This is a genomic window from Roseitranquillus sediminis (assembly GCF_016918935.1).
Taxonomy (GTDB): domain Bacteria; phylum Pseudomonadota; class Alphaproteobacteria; order Rhodobacterales; family Rhodobacteraceae; genus Roseitranquillus; species Roseitranquillus sediminis.
Window position 1 is genome coordinate 120,680 of the sequence record NZ_JAFFOB010000015.1, and the last position, 23,024, is coordinate 143,703.

Here is a 23,024-nt window from a genome sequence, read left to right on the forward strand (position 1 = left end):
TGTTGAGCCGATAGGGGCTCTCGCGTAGCGCGATAATCGAGCGCCGATTGCGGGCGTTCGGCGCCCTATCGGTGGCGCCAGCAGGTGATCATCTTGCGGGCGTGGGCGGGCGAGCGGAACCAGTCCAGGTTCGGGCACTGGTCGCGGAGCTTGCCGCTCAGGCTTTCGACGAAGGCATTCTGGACCGGAAGATAGGCCGCGGGGCATCGCCGCCTCGCGGGATTACCGGCGCTTTCCCAGCAGCTCCTTCTTCGCTGACTTGTCGAGCATCTGGGCGGCGAAGATGCGCTTCAGTTTGACGTTCTCCGCCTCGCGCTTGTGCAGCCGCCTCGCCCGCCTCCATGCCGTCGTAGCGCTTCCGCCAGGTGCTGAACGTTGCCGAGCTGATGCCGTGCCGGGGCAGCGTCCGCCCGTCTTTGGCACCGCCTCGTGCTCCTAGGGCCCGCCGATTATCCTCTTCTCCCTGAACCGACTGCGGCCCATGGATCATCTTCCTGCATCATCCATGACCAAAGGATCCCGGCTCGCAACGGCCCATGTCTCGGCTAGAAGGCGAAACCTGCTCGAGTGCCGGTGGGCGGCCCTCAGCTGGCCTCGCGCAGGAGCTGCTCCATGCGGGCGAGCAGCGCCTTTTCGCTTCGGCAGCCTGTCGCGTCAAAGCCGAACAGACGGTGCGCCTTCAGTCCCTCGAGGGCGAGGTAGACGATCGTTGCGAGATCGGGGTCGGCCGATTCCGAGTCGAGGCGGTTCACGATGCCGGAATGGTGCTCCCGCAGCGGGTCGAGGAGGTCGGGGTTCTCTGCGATCGCGGCAAGGACGCCCGCGGCCGGCGGTCGCCCGGCGCTGTCCTCCTCGCGGTGGACGGCGATGAGTGCCACTGCCAATGCATTGGGGCCTGCGGCGGCGGCGAACTCATCGTCGATCGCCTTGGCGCTGCGGTCGATGTGGCTTTGCACCACCGCCGCGAGCAGGTCGGTCTTGGCGCGGAAATGATAGAGGACGCCCCCCTTGGAGAGGCCCGCACGCGCTGCCACTGCATCGATGGAGATGTTGCCGGGCCCAAACTCGGCCGCCAGCGCGCAGGCTGCCTCCAGAATGCGCTCACGCGCGTCGGGCCGTGTTGCTGTGGTCTGTGTCATCGACGCCCGTCCCTTGACATTACCGTCCGGACGGTACAGTAGGTTGCCCGACAGCCGCAAGAGCTGCGACGTGCCCCGGCACGGCGCAGGGCCACGAAAACGGACCAGGTACGATGATCAAGCGCCTTGTTCTCGCCATCGTGCTGCTCGGCCTTGTGGCCGGCGGCGTGGTGGGCTTCAACATGTTCCGCGATCAGGCCATCGAGGACTTCTTCGCCAATCGGCCCGTGCAGCCGCTGCCGGTCGACACCGTCGTTGCCGAGGCCGGCGAATGGGTGCCGACGCTCGAGGCAATCGGAACGGTCTACGCGCTGCGCGGCATCGATCTTGCCGTCGAAGCGGTCGGTGTCGTGCGCGAGGTCAGCTTCGAGGCCAACGACACGGTCGAGGCAGGGCAGGTCCTGGTCCGCATCGGCGACGAGATCGAGCAGGCGGATCTCGCGGCGGCCGAGTCGGCTGTGCGGCTGGCGCAGCAGACGCTGGACCGGGTGAACTCGCTGGGCGATCGAGGCGTGGCGTCGGAGGCGACCATCAACGAGGCCGAGGCGGCGCTGAGTTCGGCGCGCGCGCAAGTGCAGCGCACCCGCGCGCTGATCGAGCAGAAGGCGCTGGTGGCGCCATTCACGGGCGACATCGGAATTCCCAAGGTCGAGGAGGGCCAGTATGTCGCCGCCGGCGCAACGGTCGCGACGCTGCAGGACCTCGACATGCTGCGGGTGGATTTCTCGTTGCCCGAGCAGGAGCTGCCGCAGATAGAGATCGGCCAGCCGGTCGACCTCATCTCGGAGGCCGGCGGCCACGCCACCGGCTTCATCACCGGGATCGAGCCGCGGATCGACCCGGCGACCCGGTTGGTCTCGGTGCGGGCCGAGATCGACAACACCGACGGTGCGCTGAGCCCGGGTCAGTTCGTGCGCGTCCAGGTGCGTCTGCCGGCCGAGGATGGCGTCGTCGCGCTGCCGCAGACGACCATCACCACCAGTCTCTACGGCGATTTTGTCTATGCGGTGGCCGAGGCCGAGGAGGGCGGGACGCTGGAGGCGCGGCAGGTCTTCGTGGATACCGGATCGCGGCAGAACAATCGGGTGGAGATCGTGCGCGGCGTCGCCGCCGGCGACCGGGTGGTCGTCGCAGGGCAGAACCGCCTGTCGAATGGCGCGCCGGTGACGCTCGAGGACGCACGGGCGGACGGAGACGCAGACGGAGCCGCAGGTGGCGACGCTGGCGAAGCGGCGGCGGAAGACGCGGCGCCAGCCCAAGAGAGTGCGGCGGGAGCCGTGCAGGCGGCGGAGGCCGGCGAATGAGCCTGCCCGAACTCTTCACCCGCCGCCCTGTGCTGTCGACGGTGCTGGGCGCGCTGATCCTGCTCCTCGGGCTGCAGGGTCTCCTCAACCTGCCGGTGCGCCAGTATCCGGAGGTTGAGGAGACGGTGATCACCATCACCACGACCTACCCGGGCGCCAGCGCCGACCTGATGCAGGGCTTCGTGACCGCGCCGATCGCGCGCGCCGTCTCCACCACCGAGAACGTCAGCTACGTGACTTCGCAGAGCCGGCCGTCCGTCTCGACGGTGACGGTGCAGATGCAGCTCGGCGCCGATCCCGACATTGCGCTGACCGAGGTGATGTCGAAGGTCCAGCAGGTGCGCGGCCAGCTGCCTTCCGAGGCCAAGGATCCGGTGATCGTCAAGGGCACCGGCATGCAGTTCGCGATCATGTACCTCGCCTTCCAGAACGAGAACATGAGCCCTGAGCAGCTGACCGAGTACCTCGAGCGGGTGATCCGTCCGCGGATGTCGACGATCGAGGGCGTGGCCGAGGTGCAGATCATCGGCGCGGCGAACTACGCGATGCGGGTCTGGATCGACCCGGTGAAGCTTGCCAGCCGCGGCGTCACGGCGTCCGAGGTGCTGGCGGCGATCAATTCGTCGAACTTCCTGTCGGCGCCGGGTTCGACCCGGAACGAGTACGTGAGCTATTCCATCACGCTGCAGTCGACCCTGCAGACGCCGGAAGCGTTCGCACAGCTGCCGATCCGGGCCGAGGGCGACGACGTGGTGCGCCTCGGCGACGTGGCAGAGGTCGAGCTGGCCGCCGAATCGATCGACACCGTGGTGCGCTTCAATGGCGAACCGGGAACCTTCATCGGCGTCTTCCCGTCGCCCGCGGCGAACCCGCTCGACGTGGCGGCGGGGGTTCTGGAGGAGCTGCCCGCAATCCGCGACAGCCTGCCCGACGGGATGACCGTCTCGATGGTATATGATGCCACCGAGACCATCTCGGCCTCGATCGAGGAGGTGTTCAAGACAATCGCCGAGGCGGTGATCATCGTGGTGCTGGTGATCCTCCTGTTCCTTGGTTCGTTCCGGTCGGTGCTGATGCCGATCGCGACGATCCCGCTGTCGCTGGTCGGCGTCTGCTTCTTCCTCTGGTTGATGGGCTACTCGATCAACCTCCTGTCGCTGCTTGCGATGGTGCTGGCGATCGGCCTCGTCGTCGATGACGCGATTGTGGTCGTCGAGAACATCCACCGCCATGTCGAGGAGGGGATGAAGCCGCTGGCGGCGGCGATCAGGGGAATGCAGGAGATCTGGCTGCCGATCGTGGCGATGTCGCTGACGCTCGTCGCTGTATTCGTGCCGATCGGGTTTGCCGGCGGACTGACCGGATCGCTGTTCCGCGAGTTCGCGTTCACGCTGGCCGGGGCGGTGCTGATCTCCGGCCTCATCGCTTTGACGATCACCCCGATGATGTCGGCGCGGCTGCTGAAATCCGGCGGGCACAGCCGGTTTCAGCGGATCGTCGATCGCACCTCCGACCGGCTGTCGAACTGGTACGAGCGGCGCGTCGAGAGCTCGCTCGACTACCGGCCCGTGACGCTCCTGATGGTCGTCGTGCTGGTCGGCGTCACCGGGTTCATGTTCCTCAACACGTCGAGCGAGCTGGCGCCGGAGGAGGATTCGGGCGCCCTCTTCTCGCTGTTGACCGGGCCGCGCTACGCGACGAGCGAATACACCTTCGAGTACGCCGCCGAGATCGGCGAGTTGACCCGCGATATCGAGGAGGTGCGCGCGCAGTTCCAGATCGTCGGCATGGGCGGGCAGACCAATTCCGGCTTCGCCATCTGGGGCCTCAGGGACTGGGCCGAGCGCGACCGCAGCCAGGCCGAAATCCAGCAGGAGATCCAGGGCCGCATCGCCGCCGTCGACGGGGTCGAGGCGCTGGTCTTCGCGCCGCCGTCGCTGCCGGGCGCGGGCGGAGGCCTGCCGATCTCGCTGGTGATCCAGTCGACCGGCGATCCGGCCCAGGTCTATGAGGTCGCCGAGGAGATCCGGCTGGCGGCGCAGCAGACCGGGCGGTTCATCGTGGTGCAGAACTCGCTCGCATTCGACGCGCCGCAGGTGACGGTGACCATCGACCGCGACCGCGCGGCGGCGCTGAACGTGCCGGTGGCGGACATCGGCTCGACGCTCGGCATCCTCGTCGGCGGCGGTGCGGTCAGCCAGTTCGACCGCGAGAGCCAGAGCTACGACGTCATCACGCAGGTGCCGCAGGACTACCGTGCCAACCCCGAGCGGCTCGGCGAGTACTTCCTGCGCTCGGCCACCGGGGCGATGATACCGCTGTCGTCGGTGATCGACGTATCGACCAACGCCTCGCCGGCGGCGATCGAGCAGTTCAACCAGCTGAACTCGGCGACTATCTCGGCGCTGCCGCTGCCAGGCGTCACGACCGGCGAGGGCCTGGCGACGATCCAGGAGCTTGCCCGTGAGGCGCTGCCGGACGGGTTCTTCATCGACTACTCCGGGCAGTCGCGCCTGGAGGTCGAGCAGGGCAATACAATTCTCGTGGCCTTTGCCGCTGCGCTCATCGTGATCTACCTGCTGCTCGCCGCGCAGTTCGAGAGCTTCCGAGACCCGTTCATCATCATGATGTCCGTGCCGCTGTCGATCTTCGGCGCGATCCTGCCGCTGAACCTCGGGCTCGGGTCGCTCAACATCTACACACAGGTCGGGCTGATCACGCTCATCGGCATCATCACCAAGCACGGGATCCTGCTGGTCGAGTTCGCAAACCAGCGGCAGGCGGCGGGGCTTTCTGTGCGCGAGGCGATCGTCGAGTCCGCCAAGGTGCGGCTGCGGCCCATCCTGATGACCACCGCCGCGCTGGCGCTGGCAGTGGTGCCGCTGATGATTGCAGCCGGCGCCGGGGCCGCGGCGCGCCAGGCGATGGGCCTCGTGATCTTCTCCGGGCTCATGGTGGGGACGCTCTTCACCCTCTTCGTCGTCCCGATGTTCTATACGTACATCTCCCGCCCGCGAAACGCGCCGGACGCGCGCGCCGCGCCGGTTGCCGCCGAGTGACGGCAGATGCGGCGGCGCAGCTGACGGCTCAGGACGCCGCTTGCGAAACTCGTGTGCTGGGCGGTCGGTAAGGCCGAGCTGACACGGAAATTCCGGTCGCTGGTCCTCGGGCACGTCGGCGCCGCATGGCCGCAAGGTGGCTCCCGGCCTGACCGGGTTGCCGAGCTGCCGTGATCCTCGCCCTGGCGGGTCCGCGTCATTCTCGGCGACGGTGGCGGATAGCCGCTCTGACGAGGAGGGCGCCCAGCACGGAGCTGATGCCGATCGAGGATATCAGTCCCGCCCAGTTTCCGACGAGCTCGACCAGATCCGGGAGCCGCGAGCCGAAGAGGAAGCCAAGGCCGACATAGGTGGCGACCCAGATCGCCTCGCCGGTCGAGTCCCATGCAAGGAACTGCAGGCGCGGCATTCCTGCGGCTCCGGCGATGAGGTTCACCCACGGCCCGAGCGGAGCGAAGAGCCATGTCGATAAGAACACACCGGCGCCGCCCCACCGGGCCACCGAGGCATTCGCCCGCGCGATCAGCGCCTCTTTCTTCGGAGACCGCGCCAGGAACTCGATGGCGGCGCGTCCGCTCCAGCGCCCGACCTGGAACCCCGACTGATCGCCGAGCACGGCGGCAAGGTAGGCGGTTGACAGCACCTGCCAGAGCACGAGGTCGCCAGACGCGGCAAAGGCCCCGCCGGACAGCATGACGGCGAACGTGGGAATGGGGAGCGCGAGGCAGGAAAGGAAGGCGGAGATGGCAATGACCGGCAGGCCATAGCTCGAGACGTATCCGAAGAGCGTCTCAGTCACCCGTCTCGCTCCGGGCGTCCCTCACCGCGGCTTCGAGCGCCAGTCTCAGCTCCTCGAGGCTCCGGTCCTGTGAGACGGCGATCTCGTCGAGCGTCAGGCGGCGTCCGGTGCCGTCTCGCCCGAGCCCCAACGCGTCGGCGACGATCTCCGGCTGCACCTGCCGGGACCTCGCCACGTAGCGCGGTGTCATCCAGCCGGCGATCGGTTGTTGGTGAGGATCAGGATCGGACCACACGATCGTCGAGACCGCGAAGCGGACGAGGAAGAGCGCGGTGACCACGAGCGCAATGGCGAACACCATGCTCAGGATCGGGTGGCTCTTGAAGAACTTGAGCACGCGTCGCGCCTCCATCCGCCCTGGGCTCACCGGCGCAATGATCTCGACACGTTGGCAAGTGTCAGTCGACGAGTCCAGCCGGGTAACTGCCGTATCGTCGCGAGGTTCATGGCCGGCAGTTCGGCCTGCCTTGCCGGTGCTTGCTCGCTGCGCTCGCACATGGTGGCTCCACGCTCTCTACGGCGGCGCCGCGCATGCCTGATACCGGCACGGCGCTGCGTGAAAAACCGGGCAGGAGTGTTCAATATTACTCGGCTCTTCTCCCGGAACGGGCATGACGGTTCACAAATCGCGAATGATCGGCGAGAGTTGCTGAAAAGAATCGATTTCGAGGAGAGGGACATGATCGGCGCACTGACGGTGGGACAGCGCCAGGCCGGCCTGGTCATCCTGATCCTCGGTGCCGTTGTCGGGCTGGCGATGGCGGCGGCGGGAGCTGGTGAAGCCTTCGGGGCGCACGGCTTGATCATCCTCGCCTTCTGCGCCGCTCTGTCTTTCGCGGTGCTCGCACGTCTTGACGACCCGGAGCCTCCGGCGGAGCGACGGCGCGCGTACTACGACGATCCGATCAAGGTCGGCATCGTCCTGTCGATGATCTGGGCCGTTATCGGCATGTTCTTCGGCCTGTGGGTAGCCTACCTGCTGGCTTGGCCGGACCTGACCCTTGATGCGCCCTGGGCGAGCTTCGGACGGCTGAGACCGGCGCATACCACGGCGGTGATCTTCGGCTTCGGCGGCAGCGCCCTGATCGCAACGTCGTTCCACGTCATGCAGCGCACCAGTCGCGCACGACTTGCCGGCGAGTTCAGCCCGTGGTTCGTGCTGATCGGCTACCAGCTCTTCGTGATCCTCGCGGTCACCGGCTACCTGATGGGCATCAACCAGTCCAAGGAGTACGCCGAGGCCGAATGGTACGCCGATCTCTGGCTGGTCGTCGTCTGGGTGACGTACTTCGTCCTCTACATGCGCACCCTCGCGCGCCGGAACGAGCCGCACATCTACGTGGCGAACTGGTACTACATGGCGTTCATCCTGATCGTCGCGGTGCTGCACATCTTCAACAACATCGCGGTGCCGGTCTCCTTCGGCGGGTCGCAGAGCTACATCCTTTGGTCCGGCGTTCAGGACGCGATGATGCAGTGGTGGTACGGCCACAACGCGGTCGCGTTCTTCCTGACCGCCGGCTTCCTCGGGATGCTGTACTACTACCTGCCCAAGCGGGCGGAGCGGCCGATCTATTCCTACCGGCTGTCGATCCTGAGCTTCTGGGGCATCGTCTTCTTCTACGTCTGGGCGGGCTCGCACCACCTGCACTACACGGCATTGCCGCACTGGGTGCAGACGCTGGGGATGACGTTCTCCGTCATGCTGCTGGTGCCGTCCTGGGCGACGGCGGCGAACGCGCTGCTGACGCTGAACGGAGCCTGGCACAAGGTGCGGGACGACGCGACGCTGCGGTTCATGATGGTCGCGGCGATCTTCTACGGGCTTACCACTTTCGAGGGGTCGTTCCTGGCAATCCGTGGGGTAAACGCCCTGTCGCACTACACGGACTGGACGGTGGCGCACGTCCACGCGGGGGCTCTCGGCTGGAACGCCATCCTGATCTTCGGCGCGGTCTACGCGGCAGTGCCCGTGATCTGGCGGCGCGAGCGGATGTGGTCGAACCGCCTGGTCGAGTGGCACTTCTGGCTCGCCGTCATGGGGACCGTCATCTACGTCTTCGCGATGTGGAACTCCGGTATCCTGCAGGGGCTGATGTGGCGCACCTATACGGATGCCGGGACCTTGCAGTATTCATTCATCGACAGCGTTTCGGCGATGATCCCGTACTACGTCGCCAGGGCGGTGGGCGGCACGGCGTTCCTCATCGGCACCGGGATCGGCGTCTTCAACATCTGGATGACGATCCGGCAGGCGCCGGAGGCGCATCTCGCGCTCGACCGCCCGACCTCGCCCGCGGGCGAGGCAGACGACCGCAGCGTCCCGGCGGAGTAGCGCGATGTTCGACAAGCTGAACGAGACGCTCAAGAAGGTCGTCGCGCCGTTCCACGCGGTCTTTCTGTTGATCTTCCGCGGCCACTACCGGCTCGAGCGCTACTCGCTGGCCCTCGCCCTCGCCATCGTCGTCGCCGGCGGCATCGGCGGCGCGGTCGAGATCGCGCCACTCTTCACCATAGACGAAACCGTGGAAGACGTGCCCGACATGCGCGTCTACACCCCGCTCGAGCAGGTGGGGCGCGACATCTACATCCGCGAGGGCTGCTCCACCTGCCACAGTCAGATGGTCCGCACCCTGGTCGACGAGGTTGACCGCTGGGGCCCCTATTCGCTGGCTGTCGAGTCGCAGTACGATCACCCGATGCTCTGGGGCTCGAAGCGCACCGGGCCCGACCTCGCCCGCGTGGGTGGCAAGTATTCCGACGCCTGGCACGTCGCGCATCTCTACTATCCGCGCGACGTCGTGCCGGAGTCGGTGATGCCCGCCTACCGCTGGCTTGCCCGGCGCGAGGCGGACCTTCGCGACCTGCCGGAGCGGCTGGCGACACTGCGAATGGTCGGCGTTCCCTACAGCGACGAGCAGATCGAGAACGCGATCCCGGACGCGCTCGCGCAGGTGGACCCCGACGGCGCACGCGTTGATGGCCTGATCGAGCGCTACGGCGAGGAGACGAACATCCGCAACTTCGACGACCTGGCGGGCGTTCCGACCGAGATGGACGCGATGGTGGCCTACCTGCAGGTGCTGGGTCGGCTGATCGACATCGAGGCGATCGAGGCGGCGCAGCAGGTGGTCGAGGACCAGGAGTAGGCGCATGGACATCAGCCACGAAACCCTCGTCGCCTTCGCCAAGACGTTCGGGCTCTTCTACCTGATCGTTATGTTCCTTGCGGCCTGCGCCTATGCATTCTGGCCATCGAAGCGTGACGAGTTCGACCGCGCCGCCCGAAGCGTGCTCGAAGACGAGGACGGCCCATGTCTGTGAAGGAGCGGGATCCGCTGACCGGCCACCAGACAACCGGTCACGAGTGGAACGGCATCACCGAGCTCAACACCCGCGTGCCGCGGGCGATCTGGTGGTTCATCGGCATCACCCATCTCTGGGCGCTCGTCATGTGGATCCTGTTGCCCACCTGGCCGCTCGTGACGAGCTACACCAAGGGCATTCTGGGGCTGGACCAGCGCGAGCTCGTGGCCGGCGAAATCGAGGCGGGTGAGCGCTACCGCGAGCACTGGGTGGTGCGCTTCGAGGGCGAGTCGCTGGACGGGATCCGCCAGGATGAGACGCTGATGGAGGTTGTCAGCGGCGCCGCACCGGCGATCTGGGGCGATAATTGCGCCGTCTGTCACGGCGTCTCGGGCGCCGGGGGCCCAGGGTTCCCGAACCTCGTCGACGATGCCTGGCTCTGGGGCGGCAGCGACGAGGCAGTGCTCGAGTCGATCCGCGTGGGCATCAACTCGGCGCATCCCGAAACGCAGTTCTCCCAGATGCTGGCCTTCGGTGAGACCGATATCCTCACCCGCGAGCAGATCCGCACCGTCGTCGCCTACGTGCAGTCGCTCTCCGGTCTCGCCGATCCGCCGCCGCAGATGCGCGAGGAGGGAGCGATGCTCTTCGCCGACAATTGCGCGAGCTGCCACGGCGAGGACGCGACCGGCGTCAACGATCTCGGCGCACCGAACCTGACCGACGACGCCTGGATCTACGGCGGCGACACCGAGACGCTGTTCGTCACGATTCATGACGGGCGCATGGGCTGGATGCCTGGCTGGGAGGGCCGGCTGACCCAGGCCGAGCGCAAGATGCTGGCGGTCTACCTCCTCGACGTCCTGCCGGAGGAGGGCGGATGAGCGAGACGTCGTCTCCGCGCCTCGGCCGCAGGGGTCGCTGGACCCTCGTCGGGATCGGCGCCGGCATCGTGGCGGTGTTCACCGTGGCGAATGTCCACCTCGTCTACGTCTCGCTCGCCTCGCAGCCGGAGTGCGTGCCCCACCTCAAGGCGCCGGACGGGAGAGGCACCACCTTCCGCGCCGCCAAGTCCGCCTGCTGACGGAGTCGCACGATGGAAAGCGAAGCTCTCCCAAAGGTCGTCCCGCCGCTGCCCCGGCCGAACCAAAAGGCGTTGAACCTGCCGCGGCGGACTGCCGTCGACTGGCTCGGGGCCGGGTGGCGCGACCTGCGGACCAACCCGCTGCCGAGCGTCCTCTACGGCTCCGCCGTCTTCCTGGTCTCGATCTTCGTGACCTGGGGGATGTTCCGGTTCGAAGTCGACTACTTCTTCTTTCCCGCGCTCAGCGGCTTCATGGTCCTCGGGCCCCTGATCGCCACCGGCCTATACGAAAAGAGCCGCCGGCTTGAGCGGGGGGAGCGCACCAGCTTTTCGCAGATGCTCTTCGTGCGGCCGGCGTCTACCTATCAGGCGGTATTCCTGGGATTGCTGCTGCTCCTTCTCTTCATGCTGTGGCAGAGGGCGGCGGTGCTGCTCTACGCGCTGCACATGGGTGTGCGAGCGTTTGCGGGCTTCGACGAGATCATCCCGATGCTCTTCACCACCTGGTACGGCTGGTCTTTGCTCGTTACCGGCACCGTCATCGGCGGCCTCTTCGCGAGCTTCGCCTTCGCCATCAGCGTCTTCGCGATGCCGATGATGCTCGAGGAGAAAACCGACGCGCTGACTGCCATGGGCATCAGCCTGTCGCTCGTCTGGAACAACCTGCCGGTGATGCTGGTGTGGGGCGCGATCGTCGTGGGCCTCTTCGCCGTTTCGGTCCTGACGGTCTTCGCCGGGCTGATCGTCATTTTTCCGGTTCTCGGCCACGCGACATGGCACGCCTACCGCGCCATCCGCACCACGCGGGGCGAACGGGTGTTCTACTGGTCGGAGCGGGAAAGCCGCGCCTGACTCTCTGACGAGCCCTGCGGCCGCTGGGCGTCCGACGCCGGTGGCAACGGCTTGTCGTCCTCGTCGAGCAGGATGCGCTCGGCCGACCCCGTAAGATCCTCGTACTGGCCGCTCCGCAGGCTCCAGAGGAAGGCGCCGAGACCCACTAGGCCGAGGATCAGGCTGGCCGGGATGAGCAGGGACAGGATGCTCACGCGTAGCTCTCCTTCGCTTGCGGCGCCGCACGGCGGGCGCCGGTGCCGAAGCCCTCGAAACGCAGCGCGTTGCCGACCACGAGGATGGAAGACCCCGACATGGCGACGGCGGCCACCAGCGGCGTGACGAAGCCGGCCACCGCAAGCGGTATGGCGATGGCATTGTAGATGGCGGCAAGGCCGAAGTTCTGCATGACCAGGCGGGCCGACCTGAGTGCAATGCGGTGCGCGACGATGACCGCGTCCAGGTTCTCGCGGGTGAAGACGAAGTCGGCGGCGAGGCGGCCCGCGTCGGATGCGGAGCCTGGCGCCATCGAAACATGAGCCGCGGCCAGGGCGGCGGCATCGTTCAGGCCATCGCCGACCATCAGCACGCGCAGTCCCGCCCTGCGCAGATCCTCCAGATGGGCGACTTTCTCGGCCGGCGTCGCGCCGTGACGCACCTCGTCGAACGTGATCCGCTGCGCGATCGAGGCGACCGCCTGCGATCCGTCCCCGGAGAGGAGCTCGGCGGGGATCCCCCGGTCACGAAACGCCTCCACGACGCGGGACGCGTTCGGGCGCAGGGTTTCGGATATGCGGAACGACGACATCGCACCTCCGGCACGCGCGAAGGCGGGGCCGTCTGCGGCCGGCGCCGCGCCATCGGCGATTTCGGCTACCCAGGTGGGCCGGCCCAGCCGGGCCGCACGTCCGTCGGCCAGGGCCTGGATGCCGCAGCCCGGCACCTCGCGGACATTGGTAAGCCGGACGGGCGGCGCGTCGACGGATGCGGCGATCGCTCTGGACAGCGGATGCAGTGACTCTGCCGCGAGCGCGCGTGCAATCGCACGGTCTTCGGCCGTCTCAGGGCCACCGCCGGCAAGACGCGGGGCACCGGTGGTCAGGGTGCCGGTCTTGTCGAACACGACGCGGTCGATGGTCGCCAGCCGCTCGAGCCCTGAGCCGTCTTTCATCATGATGCCCTCGCGAAAGAGCCGACCCGCGGCGACGACGTGCACGACCGGAACCGCAAGGCCGAGCGCGCAGGGGCAAGTGATGATGAGAACCGAGATCGCGACGAAAAGCGAGCCGTACCAGTTGCCCGTGGCGACGACCCAGCCGGCGAAGGTCAGCGCTGCCAGCAGATGCACCAGGGGCGCGTAGAGACGCGCTGCGCGGTCGGCGATGCGGACATAGTCGCCGCGGCCCCGCTCTGCCGCCTCGAGCATGCGCGAGACTTCGGCGAGGAACGACTCTGTGGCCGGTCGCACGGCACGCATCCGGATCGGCCCGGTCAAGTTGAGGATGCCCGCCTCGAGCGGCGTGCCGGGGCCGGCATGTGCGGGGGCGTGCTCGCCCGTGACGAGCGAGCGGTCGAGGTCGGTAGTGCCATCGAGGACGAGGCCATCGACCGGAATTCGCTCCCCGGGAGAGATGCGCAGCACCATGCCCGGCTGGATCGCATCGAGCTCCACGTAGGCCACCGCGCCGTCAGCGGTCTCGCCCATCGCCCCTTTTGCAGCGAGCCGCGCCAGCCCGACGACCGCGCTCCGCGCCCTGGCGCGCATGAGCAGGTCGAGATAGCGCCCGATGAGCAGGAAGAACAGCAGCACCACCGCCGCGTCGAAGAACACGTGCTCGCCGCCCCGGATCGTCTCAAAAACGCTCAGCCCGGTGGCGAGCAGCACCGCGAGCGAGATCGGCACGTCCATGTTCAGCCGTCCCGCCTTCAGCGCGCTCAGCGCGGAGGCGAAGAACGGGCGGCCGGCGTATGCAACGACAGGCAGAGCGATGAGTGCAGAGATCAGGTGGAACGTGTCACGCGCCGCACCCTCCGCGCCCGACCAGACAGAGACCGACAGCAGCATGATGTTGGCCGCGCCGAAGCCGGCAACAGCGAGGCAGCGCAGCAGGCGAGCCGCGGAATGCGTGTCGCCGCCGTCGCTCGGTATCTCGCTCTCGGTGACCTCGGCCGCATAGCCGGCCGTCCGAATCCGCTCAAGCGCGGGCAGAGGGTCGCTCTCCGGGCTCTCCAGTGTCACCAAGACGCGCCGCTGCGTGAGGTTCACCCGAGCTGCAACGACACCCTCACATCCCGCCAGCGCCCGCTCGATCGTGCCAATGCAGGCGCCGCAGCTGATGCCCGGCACCGAAACGACGCATGCGCCCCGGCCATCGGCTGTCTGCCGCACGCGCACACGTCGCTCGGCCGACGCCAGACGGGATTGAGGATCGGTGTCGGTATCATTGCCTGCCGAAGGCGCATCGCTGCAGCAACTCAACGTCCGGTCTCCTCCGTCGCCCCCAGGGACGCCCCGCTGGTCTGTCGGAGCTCGGGACCCTCCAATGGATGGTATATCTGATACCACTCACGAAGTCGTCCCGTCGAACACTGGCTTGCCGGGATCGGGACGTCCCTCTCGGAATTGATCTCTCTGCGGCAGATGGGATCGACCACGGAGGTGGCGACAAGCCGGACGCCAGCAGGCCACGCACCGACCTCGCGGTCTAGTACGTGGACCGAGTTCGAGACCCTTCGCAGTCATATGAGTTGAGAAATGGATGCGCCCGATCGCGGTGCGGAGGGTCCGGCGCATCTCGCGTTCGACCCGCGGAATTTCGCTGCACCATGCGATGCTGTCGAAAAAGGGGTAACCAAGTCAGCCGTGCGCGGGTCCGATTTGCCGCCAAGCAGCATGGCAAGCGGTCCCTCATGCGCTCCGGCGCAAAAAACTGCGGAAACGCCCCACGTTCTCGACGCATCAAAGCTCATTGTCGTGAAAAATTTGGAGCGGGCGATGAGATTCGAACTCACGACCCTTACCTTGGCAAGGTAATGCTCTACCCCTGAGCTACGCCCGCATCCATTGGGTGACGCGGTGTCTATCCAGCGAGCGAATGGCCTGCAAGCGAAAAAATGGCGGCATGGCGGGGCGTCGTGGCGTCAAGCACCGAGGGGCGTCGCGTCGAACGCGGCGGCTTGATGGCATTGTTCCAGAGGGGCATCATCAGCGGGTTCAACCGTGGGAAGCGTCGTGGAGGACGTACTTGCTTCGGCGCGGATTCGAAGAGGCGCGCCTTGCGGTACGCGATGAGATTGCAGCCTGTTTGGCACCCATCGCGGGGTGCGACGCGCAGTTCAACCACCTTCTAAGGATGCGACAGCGGCTGACGGACGCGCTTGCCGCGCTCGATCGAGAGGTGCTTGTGCCGTCGTCGCGCGAGCCCTGAACTTCACTCCAGTTCGACCAGCAGGTCCTTCGCGTCGATCTGAGTGCCGGGCGTGACGTGGACGGCCTTGACCGTGGCGTCGCGCTCGGCGTGGATGCCCGTTTCCATCTTCATCGCCTCGATTGTCAGCAGCAGGTCGCCCTGCCGAACGGTGGCGCCCGCCTTGGCGACGACTGAGGCGACGACGCCCGGCATCGGCGCGCCGACATGGCTTTCATCGCTGGGGTCGGCCTTGGGCTTGATGGCGCCGGAGGCCGCGACCTTGCGGTCCTGCACGCGGATCACGCGCGGCTGGCCGTTCAGGTCGAAGAAGACGCGGGCCTGCCCCTGCTCGTTGGTCTCGCCCACCGCCTGGAGCCTGACCTCCAGCGTCTTGCCGGGGTCGATCTCCGCCGAGATCTGCTCGCCCGGCTCCATGCCGTAGAAGAAGGTGCGCGTCGGCAGCGTGCGAACGGGCCCGTAGGTCTCGTGCCGCCGGGCGTACTCCGTGAAGACCTTGGGATACATCAGGTAGCCGTTGAGATCCTCGTCGTCGATCTCGAGCCCCAGCTCTTCCTCCAGTTCCCGGCGCTTCGCCTCGATGTCGACCGGCACGAGGTGCGCGCCGGGGCGATCACGCAGCGGCTTCTCTCCCTTCAGAACCTTCTTCTGGATGTTCTCCGGCCAGCCGCCGGGGGGCTGGCCGAGCGACCCGCGCATCATGTCGATGACGCTGTCGGGGAACGAGACGTCGACCGAGCGATCCTCCACCTGCGCGCGGGTCAGCCCCTGGCTCACCATCATCAGGGCCATGTCGCCGACCACCTTGGACGACGGCGTCACCTTCACGATGTCGCCGAACATCAGGTTCACGTCGGCATAGGTCTGCGCGACCTCGTGCCAGCGCTCCTCGAGGCCCATCGAGCGGGCCTGCGCCTTGAGGTTGGTGAACTGTCCGCCGGGCATCTCGTGCAGGTAGACCTCGGAGGCGGGAGACTGCATCCCAGATTCGAAAGCGGCGTAGTGCGCGCGCACCGCCTCCCAGTAGTTCGAGATCTCGCGGATGGCGCCGATGTCGAGGCCGGTGTCGCGGGCGCTCCATTTGAACGCCTCGACGATGGAGCCCAGCGTCGGCTGCGAGGTGTTTCCCGACAGCGCGTCCATCGCCGCGTCGATCGCGTCTGCGCCCGCGTCGGCCGCGGCGAGGACCGTGGCAATCGCCGCGCCGCTGGTGTCGTGGGTGTGGAAGTGGATCGGCAGTCCGACTTCTTCCTTGAGCGCCCTGACGAGCGGACCGGCGGCCTTCGGCTTGAGCAGGCCCGCCATGTCCTTGAGGCCGAGGACGTGCGCGCCTGCGTCGCGCAGCGCCTTGCCCATGGTCACGTAGTACTTCAGGTCGTACTTCGCGCGCTCCGGGTCGTCGATGTCGCCGGTGTAGCAGATCGTGCCCTCGCAGACCTTGCCGGCCTCGATCACCGCGTCCATCGCGACGCGCATGTTCTCAACCCAGTTGAGGCTGTCGAAGGTGCGGAAGACATCGATCCCCGACTCCGCCGCCTGGTGCACGAAGCTCCGCACCACGTTGTCGGGATAGTTTGTGTAGCCGACCCCGTTCGAGGCGCGCAGCAGCATCTGCGTCATCAGGTTCGGCATCGCCGTGCGCAGGTCGCGCAGGCGTTGCCACGGGCACTCCTGCAGGAAGCGGTAGGCCACGTCGAAGGTCGCGCCGCCCCAGCATTCCACGCTGAAGAGACCTGGGAGGTTCGCGGCGTAGGCCGGCGCGACGCGGATCATGTCGATCGAGCGCATGCGGGTTGCGAGCAGCGACTGGTGTCCGTCCCGCATGGTGGTGTCGGTCACGAGCAGGCGGTCCTGCGCCGCCATCCAGTCGGCCAGGCCTTGTGGCCCCGTCTCGTCGAGGATCTGCCGCGTGCCCCGCGCCGGCTCCGCCCGCAGCGCAGGCGGTTTCGGCTCGCGCGCCTCGGCGGGTGGCTTCGGCCGGCCCTGCGTCTCGGGATGGCCATTGACGGTAACGTCGGCGATGTAGGTCAGGATCTTGGTTGCCCGGTCGCGCCGCTTCTCGAAGTGGAAGAGCTCCGGCGTCTGGTCGATGAAGCGAGTGTGGTACTCGTTCGACAGGAAGGTCGGGTGCTTGAGCAGGTTCTCGACGAATGCGATGTTGGTCGAGACGCCGCGTATCCGGAACTCGCGCAGCGCCCGGTCCATCCGCGCGATCGCCGCCTCAGGCGTCGGCGCCCAGGCCGTGACCTTTTCCAGCAGCGAATCGTAGAACCGCGTGATGATCGCGCCGGAATAGGCGGTGCCGCCGTCAAGACGGATGCCCATTCCCGTCGCGCCGCGATAGGCGGTGATCCGGCCGTAGTCGGGGATGAAGTTGTTGGTCGGATCCTCGGTGGTGATCCGGCACTGGATGGCGTGACCCGTCAGGCGCACGTCGTACTGGCTGGCCGTGCCGGTCGCCTCGACTAGGCTCTTGCCCTCGGCGATCAGGATCTGCGCGCGGACGATGTCGATGCCGGTGACCTCCTCGGTCACGGTGTGCTCGACCTGCACGCGCGGGTTGACCTCGATGAAGTAGAACTGCCCGTCGGACATGTCCTGCAGGAACTCGACGGTGCCGGCGCACTCGTAGCCGACTGCCTCGGCGATGCGGCGGCCGAGCCCGCAGAGCTCCTCGCGCTGGGCGTCGGAGAGGTAGGGAGCGGGCGCGCGCTCCACGACCTTCTGGTTGCGCCGCTGGACCGAGCAGTCCCGCTCCCAGAGGTGGTAGATGTTGCCCTGGCTGTCGCCGAGGATCTGCACCTCGACGTGTCGGGCGCGTTCGATCATTTTCTCGAGGTAGCCCTCGCCGTTGCCGAACGCCGCCTCGGCCTCGCGCCGGCCCTCGCGCACCTTGCCCTCGAGCTCGTCCGGTCCGGCGATGGGGCGCATACCTCGGCCGCCACCGCCCCAGGACGCCTTGAGCATCAGCGGATAGCCGATCTCGTCGGCCTGCCGCCGGATCTCGGCCATGTCCTCACCCAGCACGTCGGTCGCGGGGATGACCGGAACGCCCGCCTCGATCGCCACCTGCCGCGCCGAAGCCTTGTCGCCCAGCCGCCGCATCGTCTCGGCACGAGGTCCGATGAAAGTCAGGCCAGCCGCCTCGACCGCTTCGACGAAGTCCGGGTTCTCGGAGAGGAGCCCGTAGCCCGGATGGATCGCATCGGCGCCGCACTTCTTCGCCGCCTTCACGATCTCCTCAATGGACAGGTACGCGGCCACCGGGCCCAGACCCTGACCAATCAGGTACGCCTCGTCCGCCTTGAAGCGATGGAGCGAGAGCTTGTCTTCGTCGGCATAGACGGCGACGGTGCGCTTGCCCATCTCGTTCGCCGCCCGCATCACGCGGATCGCGATCTCTCCGCGGTTGGCGACGAGGATCTTCGCGAAGTCCGGCATGGCGCCCTCACTTTGCAGGTGCAGCATTCCTACGACGTTGCAGGCGCAGCGTAAACAGCGTCGGTTGATCCGTCGAGCGAATGCTCGCGCAGCATTTAGTTGGGCGGGAAACCCGCGGGACGTTCAGGTGTTGGGCAGGCATTGGCAACGTGCCCGAAAGAGAGGATACGTCATGAACGGCAAATATCTTAGCGTCGGCGCCGGCCTTCTCGCGCTTGGCCTTGGCGCGGCGTCCGCGCAGCAGGCGATGCAGGATTACGACACCGACGCCGACAGCATGGTCAGCCAAGAAGAGTTCACGGCAGCCACCGCGACGATGGCATCGACCAGCTTCTCGCAACTCGACCAGAACGGAGACGGTATGGTCAGCCAGGAGGAATGGATCGAGTCGCCGGTCTCCGACATGGTTTCCTTCGAGGAATACGACTTCGACCAGTCCGGCGATGTCTCGGCCGAGGAGCATGCGCAAGGCGAGTTCGGCCGCTTTGATGCGAATGAGGACCAGATGTGGGACGAGGCCGAGTTCGGCGCCTACAGCGATGACATGCGGGCGCGTCAGGCCCAGTAGGCCGGCCTGACGGTCCTTAGGCCGGGGCCGCCGTCATGAGGCGGCCCCGCGCCTCCTCCGGCCGGGCCAGTCCCATCTGGCCCATGTCGGCGATCATCCCCTCGCGCAGGATGTGAAAGACGTGCCGCGCCCCCTTGGCGCCGAAGGCGGCCAGACCGTAGTGCACAGCGCGTCCCAACATGACGAGGTCGGCGCCGAACGCGATGGCGCGCAGGACGTCGGTCCCGGATCGAACGCCCCCGTCCCATATGACCGGCATCTCCGGCACCGCTGCCCTTACGTCCGGCAGGACGTCGAGGGACGCCGGCGCGGCGGAGAACTGGCGTCCGCCGTGGTTGGAAACCCAGACTCCATCCACCCCCGCGGTCCGCAGGCGCACCGCATCCTCGGGATCGAGCACGCCCTTGACGACGAGAGAGCCGTCCCACTCCTGCCTCAGCGCCGCGACGTAGTCCCAGTCCGGTGCACAGCGCAGGAGGTAGCCTACATGCCCGGTTGCAGGCATGTCCCTGTCTTCGCGCGCATACTTGTCGAGGGTGCGGAGCCGCGGCTTGCCGTGCCGCAGCGTCTCGACCGCCCAGCGCGGCCGCATCGCCGCCTGCAGGAAGATGCCGGGCGTCATCTTCATCGGATTCGTCAGCCGCGAGCGCCGCTGACGCTCGCGCCGGCTCGGCACCGCGACGTCGGCGGTCAGCACCAGCGTGTGAAAGCCCGCGTCTCGCGCGCGGGCCAGCATGTCCCGCCGGATATCGGCGTCACCGGGCGGATAGAGCTGGAACCAGCCCTGGTCACCGGCGCATGGCCCCACCGTCTCGGGCGTCTGCGCCGCGACGGTCGAGAGGCCGTAGGGCACTTCGAGCTCGGCCGCGAGCCGGGCGAGGATCCGCTCGGCGTCAGGCCAGACCAGTCCGGACATGCCGACCGGAGCGATCCCGACCGGCATCGACAGGCTGCGCCCCATGATCGTGGTCGAGAGGTCGGGCGCCACCGTGCCGCGCAGGATGGCGGGCCTCAGGCGCACCGCATCGAGCGCCGCCATGTTGGCACGGTGCGACGCTTCGTCCCCGGTCCCGCTGTCGAGATACTCCCAGACAAACCGAGGGATGCGGTGTCGGGCGGTGCGGCGGAGGTCTTCGATGGCGGGGTGGCTGAGATCCAGATCCATGGCGCTCAAAAAAGTCGAGGGGCCTTCCCGCACAGGGACCGCCCCTCCAGTTTCCAGCAAACGAACTCGCGTTCGCCATCCGCATAACGCGTCTGCGCATGCGATTCAATTTGTTGGTTTCGACATGATTAACGAACGCCAGAACGGAAGTGGAACGCGGCTTTATCCGGCGCGGCATCTGGTCTAGGTTGCACGCATGAGCAGCTTTAATGATGGCGATGCATTTGAGGCGGCGGGCTCGCTGTCCTCCCGCGCGATGGCGGCGCGGCCCGCGCCCTACCTCGACCAGTTGAACCCGGCGCAGCGGGAGGCGGTCGAGGCGCTGCAGGGTCCGGTGCTGATGCTGGCCGGCGCGGGCACCGGCAAGACGCGCGCGCTGACCGCCCGGATCGCGCACCTGCTGGACACGGGGACGGCGCGCCCGAACGAGATCCTGGCCGTCACCTTCACCAACAAGGCGGCGCGCGAGATGAAGGATCGCGTCGCGCGCCTGCTGGGCCAGACGGTGGAGGGGGTGCCGTGGCTCGGCACGTTCCACGCGATCTGCGTGAAGCTCCTGCGCCGTCACGCCGAACTGGTGGGGCTGAAGCCGAACTTCACCATTCTCGACACTGACGACCAGCTCCGCCTGCTCAAGCAACTGATTGCGGCCGCGGACATCGACGAGAAGCGTTGGCCGGCCCGGCAGCTCGCTGGTCATATCGACCAGTGGAAGAACCGGGCGTGGAGCCCGGCGAAGGTGCCGGTGGCCGAGAGCGGCGCCTTCAACCGCCGCGGGATCGAGCTCTATGCCGCCTATCAGGAGCGGCTGCGCACCCTGAACGCCGTCGACTTCGGCGACCTACTGCTGCACGTCCTGACGATCTTTCAGGAGCACGACGATGTGCTGGCGCAGTACCAGCGCTGGTTCCGCCATATCCTCGTCGACGAGTACCAGGACACCAACGTCGCGCAGTATCTCTGGCTGCGCCTGCTGGCGCAGGGGCACCGCAACATCTGCTGCGTCGGCGACGACGACCAGTCGATCTACGGCTGGCGCGGTGCCGAGGTGGGCAACATCCTGCGCTTCGAGAAGGACTTTCCCGGCGCCAAGGTCGTGCGGCTGGAGCAGAACTATCGCTCGACCCCGCACATCCTCGCGGCCGCATCGGGCCTCATCGCCGCAAACGCGGGGCGCCTCGGCAAGACGCTCTGGACCGACGCCGAGGCCGGCGCGAGGGTCCGCCTGATCGGCCACTGGGACGGCGAGGAGGAGGCGCGCTGGATCGGCGAGGAGATCGAGGCGCTGGGGCAAGGCACCCGCGGCCTCCGGCCCGTGCCGCTCGACCAGATCGCCATCCTCGTCCGCGCCGCCCACCAGATGCGCGCCTTCGAGGACCGGTTCCTGACCATCGGCCTGCCCTACCGGGTGATCGGCGGCCCGCGCTTCTACGAGCGGCTCGAGATCCGCGACGCCATGGCCTACTTCCGCCTCGCCGTCAGCCCCGACGACGACCTCGCCTTCGAGCGCGTGGTCAACACACCGAAGCGCGGTCTCGGCGACAAGGCGCAGCAGCGGATCCAGATCGCCGCCCGCGAGAGTGGTGTGAGCCTGCACGAGGGCGCACGCCTGCTGGTCCAGTCCGGTGAGATCGGCGGCAAGGGCGGTCGCGAGCTCCGCCTTCTGGTCGAGTCGGTCGATCGCTGGCACCGCGATGTCGCCGGAGGTGCCTTCGTTGCCGGAGGCGAAGTCGAAGGGCTCGTCATCGAGGAGGACGCGCCGGCCCGAAATGTTCGCTCCCACATCGAACTGGCTGAGATGATCCTCGACGAGTCGGGCTACACGGCGATGTGGCAGAACGACAAGACGCCCGAGGCGCCGGGGCGGCTTGAGAACCTCAAGGAGCTGGTGAAGGCGCTGGAGAGCTTCGACAACCTCCAGGGCTTCCTCGAGCACGTCGTGCTGATCATGGACAACGATTCCGACGCAGGCGAGCCGCGGGTCAGCGTGATGACGCTGCACGCCGCGAAGGGGCTCGAGTTCCCGGCGATCTTCCTGCCGGGGTGGGAGGATGGCCTCTTCCCCAGCCAGCGCTCGATGGACGAGAACGGTCTCAAGGGGCTCGAGGAGGAGCGGCGCCTGGCCTATGTCGGCATCACGCGCGCCGAGGAGCTCTGCACCATCTCCTTCGCTGCGAACCGCCGGGTCTATGGCCAATGGCAGTCGCAGCTGCCCTCGCGCTTCATCGACGAACTGCCCGCCGACCATGTCGAGGTGCTGACGCCGCCGGGCCTCTACGGCGGCGGCTACGGCGCGGCCGGCATGGGGGCGACGGCCTCGCCCGCGCTGGCCGGGATGCAGGGCTCCGACCTGCACGAGCGTGCCTCGCGTTCCAACGTCTACAACTCGCCCGGGTGGAAGCGGCTTCAGACCCGCGGGCAATCCCGCGGCATGAGTCAGCCGCGCGAGCAGGCGAATATGGTGATCGATCTCGAGGCGGTCTCGGCCTTCGACGCGGGGGACCGCGTCTTTCACCAGAAGTTCGGCTACGGCAGCATCCGCGCGATCGAGGGCGACAAGCTCGACATTGCCTTCGACAAGGCGGGGTCGAAGAAGGTCGTCGCGAGATTCGTTGTCGCGGCCGACGCGGCGGGCGACGTGCCCTTTTGAGCGCTCGGCAGGATCGCAGCCATCGCGGCACAATAGCGCGCGCCTCGGGGCCGTCTCCACCGTAACTCTCCCCGGACGACTCCCGATGTCCTGATCATGGTGACTTCGGCTCTGATCGGCTTGGCCTCGCCGCCGCCTGCGCTTGCGCGCCGGCGGAGATCACACGTGCGACCGTCCGCGGCGCGATGCTTGCGAGCTCGAGGCAAAAAAAAGCGGCGACACCGGGGAGGAGGTCGGTGTCGCCGCCAGA

18 protein-coding genes, 1 tRNA gene and 1 pseudogene are annotated in these 23,024 nt (G+C 67.4%); 11 read left to right on the forward strand and 9 right to left on the reverse strand.

All coding sequences use genetic code 11. The annotated features are described in order from the left end of the window. Nucleotides 1-65 precede the first annotated feature (65 nt). Both JM664_RS08700 and JM664_RS08705 read right to left on the reverse strand, forming a co-directional pair. Nucleotides 66-185, reverse strand: a pseudogene (locus tag JM664_RS08700) (integrase core domain-containing protein); the annotation flags it as partial. Between the two features lie 399 nt (nt 186-584). Then, entirely contained in the window at nt 585-1,139 is a 555-nt protein-coding gene (locus tag JM664_RS08705; protein ID WP_227419524.1) for a TetR/AcrR family transcriptional regulator, read from the reverse strand. Nucleotides 1,140-1,252: 113 nt separating this feature from the next. Between JM664_RS08705 and JM664_RS08710 the strand changes: the two genes are divergently transcribed. Next, complete coding sequence (locus tag JM664_RS08710) at nt 1,253-2,443, forward strand: efflux RND transporter periplasmic adaptor subunit (protein ID WP_227419525.1); 1,191 nt, start codon at nt 1,253-1,255, stop codon at nt 2,441-2,443. Then, nucleotides 2,440-5,502: an efflux RND transporter permease subunit gene (locus tag JM664_RS08715; protein ID WP_227419526.1), complete on the forward strand. Its 3,063-nt coding sequence runs from the start codon at nt 2,440-2,442 to the stop codon at nt 5,500-5,502. Before JM664_RS08710 ends, JM664_RS08715 begins: the two co-directional genes overlap by 4 nt. A gap of 196 nt (nt 5,503-5,698) precedes the next feature. Here JM664_RS08715 and JM664_RS08720 read toward each other — a convergent pair whose 3' ends face one another. Continuing rightward, on the reverse strand, nt 5,699-6,301 hold the full coding sequence (locus JM664_RS08720; protein ID WP_227419527.1) for a DedA family protein: 603 nt from the start codon (nt 6,299-6,301) through the stop codon (nt 5,699-5,701). After that, the gene (locus JM664_RS08725; protein WP_227419528.1) at nt 6,294-6,653 is read right to left on the reverse strand and encodes a hypothetical protein; all 360 of its coding nucleotides are present in this window, start codon (nt 6,651-6,653) and stop codon (nt 6,294-6,296) included. The genes JM664_RS08720 and JM664_RS08725 overlap by 8 nt, the downstream gene beginning before the upstream one ends. Before the next feature lie 327 nt (nt 6,654-6,980). Here JM664_RS08725 and ccoN point away from each other — a divergent pair, with 327 nt between their 5' ends. Genes ccoN through JM664_RS08755 form a run of 6 tightly spaced genes read left to right on the forward strand, consistent with a single transcriptional unit; the run spans nt 6,981 to nt 11,543 of the window. Further along, nucleotides 6,981-8,636: a cytochrome-c oxidase, cbb3-type subunit I gene (gene ccoN / locus JM664_RS08730; protein ID WP_227419529.1), complete on the forward strand. Its 1,656-nt coding sequence runs from the start codon at nt 6,981-6,983 to the stop codon at nt 8,634-8,636. Between the two features lie 4 nt (nt 8,637-8,640). Continuing rightward, the gene (gene ccoO, locus JM664_RS08735; RefSeq protein WP_264465590.1) at nt 8,641-9,450 is read left to right on the forward strand and encodes a cytochrome-c oxidase, cbb3-type subunit II; all 810 of its coding nucleotides are present in this window, start codon (nt 8,641-8,643) and stop codon (nt 9,448-9,450) included. A gap of 4 nt (nt 9,451-9,454) precedes the next feature. After that, the gene (locus JM664_RS08740) at nt 9,455-9,625 is read left to right on the forward strand and encodes a cbb3-type cytochrome oxidase subunit 3 (RefSeq protein ID WP_227419530.1); all 171 of its coding nucleotides are present in this window, start codon (nt 9,455-9,457) and stop codon (nt 9,623-9,625) included. Next, on the forward strand, nt 9,616-10,491 hold the full coding sequence (ccoP, locus tag JM664_RS08745; RefSeq protein ID WP_227419531.1) for a cytochrome-c oxidase, cbb3-type subunit III: 876 nt from the start codon (nt 9,616-9,618) through the stop codon (nt 10,489-10,491). The genes JM664_RS08740 and ccoP overlap by 10 nt, the downstream gene beginning before the upstream one ends. Further along, nucleotides 10,488-10,691, forward strand: coding sequence for a hypothetical protein (locus tag JM664_RS08750; protein WP_227419532.1), 204 nt, complete (start codon nt 10,488-10,490; stop codon nt 10,689-10,691). Before ccoP ends, JM664_RS08750 begins: the two co-directional genes overlap by 4 nt. 12 nt (nt 10,692-10,703) lie before the next feature. Further along, nucleotides 10,704-11,543, forward strand: a complete 840-nt coding sequence (locus JM664_RS08755) for a DUF2189 domain-containing protein (protein ID WP_227419533.1) — start codon at nt 10,704-10,706, stop codon at nt 11,541-11,543. Here the strand turns inward: JM664_RS08755 and ccoS are convergent. The 3 genes from ccoS to JM664_RS08770 form a co-directional block, all read right to left on the reverse strand. Continuing rightward, nucleotides 11,513-11,737, reverse strand: a complete 225-nt coding sequence (gene ccoS / locus JM664_RS08760) for a cbb3-type cytochrome oxidase assembly protein CcoS (RefSeq protein WP_227419534.1) — start codon at nt 11,735-11,737, stop codon at nt 11,513-11,515. The two genes, JM664_RS08755 and ccoS, sit on opposite strands and share 31 nt — an antisense overlap. Continuing rightward, nucleotides 11,734-13,911: a heavy metal translocating P-type ATPase gene (locus JM664_RS08765; RefSeq protein ID WP_227419535.1), complete on the reverse strand. Its 2,178-nt coding sequence runs from the start codon at nt 13,909-13,911 to the stop codon at nt 11,734-11,736. Before JM664_RS08765 ends, ccoS begins: the two co-directional genes overlap by 4 nt. A gap of 595 nt (nt 13,912-14,506) precedes the next feature. Then, a tRNA-Gly gene (locus JM664_RS08770) sits at nt 14,507-14,581 on the reverse strand. Between the two features lie 246 nt (nt 14,582-14,827). Between JM664_RS08770 and JM664_RS18700 the strand changes: the two genes are divergently transcribed. Beyond that, the gene (locus tag JM664_RS18700; RefSeq protein ID WP_264465592.1) at nt 14,828-14,950 is read left to right on the forward strand and encodes a hypothetical protein; all 123 of its coding nucleotides are present in this window, start codon (nt 14,828-14,830) and stop codon (nt 14,948-14,950) included. A gap of 3 nt (nt 14,951-14,953) precedes the next feature. Here JM664_RS18700 and JM664_RS08775 read toward each other — a convergent pair whose 3' ends face one another. After that, entirely contained in the window at nt 14,954-18,391 is a 3,438-nt protein-coding gene (locus tag JM664_RS08775; RefSeq protein ID WP_227419536.1) for a pyruvate carboxylase, read from the reverse strand. Between the two features lie 172 nt (nt 18,392-18,563). Here JM664_RS08775 and JM664_RS08780 point away from each other — a divergent pair, with 172 nt between their 5' ends. Continuing rightward, nucleotides 18,564-18,959 (forward strand): EF-hand domain-containing protein, encoded by a 396-nt coding sequence (locus tag JM664_RS08780; RefSeq protein ID WP_227419537.1) that lies wholly within the window; start codon nt 18,564-18,566, stop codon nt 18,957-18,959. 16 nt (nt 18,960-18,975) lie between these two features. Here the strand turns inward: JM664_RS08780 and JM664_RS08785 are convergent, their stop codons facing one another. After that, on the reverse strand, nt 18,976-20,124 hold the full coding sequence (locus tag JM664_RS08785) for an alpha-hydroxy acid oxidase (RefSeq protein WP_227419538.1): 1,149 nt from the start codon (nt 20,122-20,124) through the stop codon (nt 18,976-18,978). A gap of 196 nt (nt 20,125-20,320) precedes the next feature. On the opposite strand from JM664_RS08785, the gene JM664_RS08790 reads away from it, so the two are divergent. Continuing rightward, nucleotides 20,321-22,774 carry an ATP-dependent helicase gene (locus JM664_RS08790; protein ID WP_227419539.1) on the forward strand — a complete coding sequence of 818 codons (2,454 nt, stop codon included), beginning with the start codon at nt 20,321-20,323 and terminating at the stop codon, nt 22,772-22,774. Nucleotides 22,775-23,024: the final 250 nt, after the last annotated feature.

Excerpts from the sequence above, each read along its gene's own strand:
- JM664_RS08705 (WP_227419524.1), bottom strand. The coding sequence starts at position 1,139 with ATGACACAGACCACAGCAACACGGCCCGACGCGCGTGAGCGCATTCTG.
- ccoP (WP_227419531.1), top strand. The coding sequence starts at position 9,616 with ATGTCTGTGAAGGAGCGGGATCCGCTGACCGGCCACCAGACAACCGGT.
- JM664_RS08740 (WP_227419530.1), top strand. The coding sequence starts at position 9,455 with ATGGACATCAGCCACGAAACCCTCGTCGCCTTCGCCAAGACGTTCGGG.
- JM664_RS08710 (WP_227419525.1), top strand. The coding sequence starts at position 1,253 with ATGATCAAGCGCCTTGTTCTCGCCATCGTGCTGCTCGGCCTTGTGGCC.
- ccoN (WP_227419529.1), top strand. The coding sequence starts at position 6,981 with ATGATCGGCGCACTGACGGTGGGACAGCGCCAGGCCGGCCTGGTCATC.
- JM664_RS08755 (WP_227419533.1), top strand. The coding sequence starts at position 10,704 with ATGGAAAGCGAAGCTCTCCCAAAGGTCGTCCCGCCGCTGCCCCGGCCG.
- JM664_RS08725 (WP_227419528.1), bottom strand. The coding sequence starts at position 6,653 with ATGGAGGCGCGACGCGTGCTCAAGTTCTTCAAGAGCCACCCGATCCTG.
- JM664_RS08780 (WP_227419537.1), top strand. The coding sequence starts at position 18,564 with ATGAACGGCAAATATCTTAGCGTCGGCGCCGGCCTTCTCGCGCTTGGC.
- JM664_RS08775 (WP_227419536.1), bottom strand. The coding sequence starts at position 18,391 with ATGCCGGACTTCGCGAAGATCCTCGTCGCCAACCGCGGAGAGATCGCG.
- ccoO (WP_264465590.1), top strand. The coding sequence starts at position 8,641 with ATGTTCGACAAGCTGAACGAGACGCTCAAGAAGGTCGTCGCGCCGTTC.
- JM664_RS08750 (WP_227419532.1), top strand. The coding sequence starts at position 10,488 with ATGAGCGAGACGTCGTCTCCGCGCCTCGGCCGCAGGGGTCGCTGGACC.
- JM664_RS08715 (WP_227419526.1), top strand. The coding sequence starts at position 2,440 with ATGAGCCTGCCCGAACTCTTCACCCGCCGCCCTGTGCTGTCGACGGTG.
- JM664_RS08790 (WP_227419539.1), top strand. The coding sequence starts at position 20,321 with ATGAGCAGCTTTAATGATGGCGATGCATTTGAGGCGGCGGGCTCGCTG.
- JM664_RS08785 (WP_227419538.1), bottom strand. The coding sequence starts at position 20,124 with ATGGATCTGGATCTCAGCCACCCCGCCATCGAAGACCTCCGCCGCACC.